The organism is Streptomyces sp. (assembly GCF_031178505.1).
Taxonomy (GTDB): Bacteria; Actinomycetota; Actinomycetes; order Streptomycetales; family Streptomycetaceae; genus Streptomyces; species Streptomyces gulbargensis.
Genome location: NZ_JAPSIW010001025.1, coordinates 1 through 1,756, shown reverse-complemented (window position 1 = coordinate 1,756; position 1,756 = coordinate 1). Strand labels below are relative to the sequence as shown.

3 protein-coding genes are annotated in these 1,756 nt (G+C 74.3%); 2 read left to right on the top strand and 1 reads right to left on the bottom strand.

What is annotated here, in order from left to right:
- Positions 1-245 precede the first annotated feature (245 nt).
- The gene (locus tag RIF68_RS35860) at positions 246-914 is read left to right on the top strand and encodes a haloacid dehalogenase-like hydrolase (RefSeq protein ID WP_309055821.1); all 669 of its coding nucleotides are present in this window, start codon (positions 246-248) and stop codon (positions 912-914) included.
- Here the strand turns inward: RIF68_RS35860 and RIF68_RS35855 are convergent.
- Complete coding sequence (locus RIF68_RS35855) at positions 902-1,180, bottom strand: hypothetical protein (RefSeq protein ID WP_309055819.1); 279 nt, start codon at positions 1,178-1,180, stop codon at positions 902-904. The genes RIF68_RS35860 and RIF68_RS35855 overlap by 13 nt on opposite strands.
- Positions 1,181-1,329: 149 nt before the next feature.
- On the opposite strand from RIF68_RS35855, the gene RIF68_RS35850 reads away from it, so the two are divergent.
- Positions 1,330-1,713 carry a cold-shock protein gene (locus tag RIF68_RS35850; protein ID WP_309055817.1) on the top strand — a complete coding sequence of 128 codons (384 nt, stop codon included), beginning with the start codon at positions 1,330-1,332 and terminating at the stop codon, positions 1,711-1,713.
- Positions 1,714-1,756 lie beyond the last annotated feature (43 nt).

Below are 1,756 nucleotides of genomic sequence, written 5' to 3'. Positions count from 1 at the left end.
AGGGGGCGATGGCGCGGGCGCCCACGGCGAGGCTGAGGAGGACGGCGAGGAGCAGGGCGACGACAGCCGCCGAGGTCGCGAGGACCCGTCTGGAACGGAGAGCGGCTGGCATGGAGACCCATCGGGGGTGGTACGCGGCCGGTCGCCCGGGAACGGCGGCCGGAGGGGCGGGCGGGTTCGGTAAGGCTTGGCTCAGTCTATGCAGCGCCCCATGGCCGAAATCGAACACCCGGCACAATGGCCCCATGACCTCCGCCCCGCCGCCGTCCCCGGCTCCCGCGCTCCCGTCGCCGGCCCCGGTCTCCCCGTCCCGGCTCACCGTGGGCTTCGACCTCGACCTGACGCTGATCGACTCCCGCCCCGGCATCAAGGCGGCCTGGGAGGCGTTCTCCGCCGCGTACGGCGTGCCCGTGGACGCGGACCTCGTCGTCAGCCGGCTCGGGCCGCCGCTGGAGCACGAGATGGCCCACTGGGTGCCCGCGGCGCAGGTGCCGGAGATGGTCGCCCGGTACCGGGCCCTCTACCCCGAGTACGCCGTCGAGCCGTCACCGCCCATGCCGGGCGCCCTGGAGGCGGTCCGGGCCGTGCGCGCGGCGGGCGGGCGGACGCTCGTCGTGACCGCCAAGAACGGACCGCACGCCGAACTGCACCTGGCCCACCTGGGCATCGAGCCGGACGCCGTCGTCGGCGGCCTGTGGGCCGAGGGCAAGGCGGAGGCGCTGCGCGCCCACGGCGCAGGGGTGTACGTCGGCGACCACGTCGGCGACGTGCGCGGAGCGGCGGCGGCCGGCGCCCTCTCGGTGGCCGTCGCCACCGGCCCCTGCGCCCCCGCCGAGCTGCGCGAGGCGGGCGCGGACGTGGTCCTGCCGGACCTGACGGACTTCCCCGCCTGGTGGGACTCCTACCGGGCCTGAGCCGGGGAGGCCGCGCCGGCCCGGGCCTGGCGGCGCTGGGCGGCGATCGACCGCAGCACGCCCGCGCCGGCCAGCAGGAAGCCGACACCCATCAGCATGGACACGCAGTACGCGACCGTGGGGAACGGGTCGGTGCCGAGGAACAGCGGAGCCACGGTGACCAGCGTCGCCAGCGCGCCGACCGCGAAGACGATCACACCGGTCTTGACGAGGCCGTCGCCCGGGGCGCTGTCGTTCACCGGTGCGGCGGGGGTTTCACTACGCATTCCGCCAGGGTAGTTCCCAGGCCGGGGCTCCACATCGGCGGCGTCTTGTCACCGGCCCCCGGACCCTTAACCTTGGTGGCGGCGGGTCGGTCGGCCCGCTGTTTGCCATACCCATCCGACGAGCAACGAGTACGAGGACGAGGACGGACGTGCCTACCGGCAAGGTCAAATGGTTCAACAGTGAGAAGGGCTTCGGCTTTCTCTCCCGCGACGACGGCGGTGACGTCTTCGTCCACTCGTCGGTGCTCCCCGCCGGGGTCGACGCGCTGAAGCCGGGACAGCGGGTGGAGTTCGGCGTCGTCGCCGGCCAGCGCGGTGACCAGGCGCTGTCGGTGACGGTCCTCGACCCCACCCCGTCCGTCGCGGCCGCGCAGCGCCGCAAGCCCGACGAGCTGGCGTCCATCGTGCAGGACCTGACGACGCTCCTGGAGAACATCACGCCGTCCCTGGAGCGGGGCCGCTACCCCGACAAGGCGCACGGCAAGAAGATCGCCGGCCTGCTGCGGGCGGTCGCCGACCAGCTGGACGTGTAGCGCCCGCCCAGGGGTGGCCCCGGGGCCACCCCCTACGGGAACG

What these genes read in the sequence shown, in the direction of transcription:
- RIF68_RS35860 (WP_309055821.1), top strand. Translation starts at nt 246, where the DNA reads ATGACCTCCGCCCCGCCGCCGTCCCCGGCTCCCGCGCTCCCGTCGCCG.
- RIF68_RS35855 (WP_309055819.1), bottom strand. Translation starts at nt 1,180, where the DNA reads ATGCGTAGTGAAACCCCCGCCGCACCGGTGAACGACAGCGCCCCGGGC.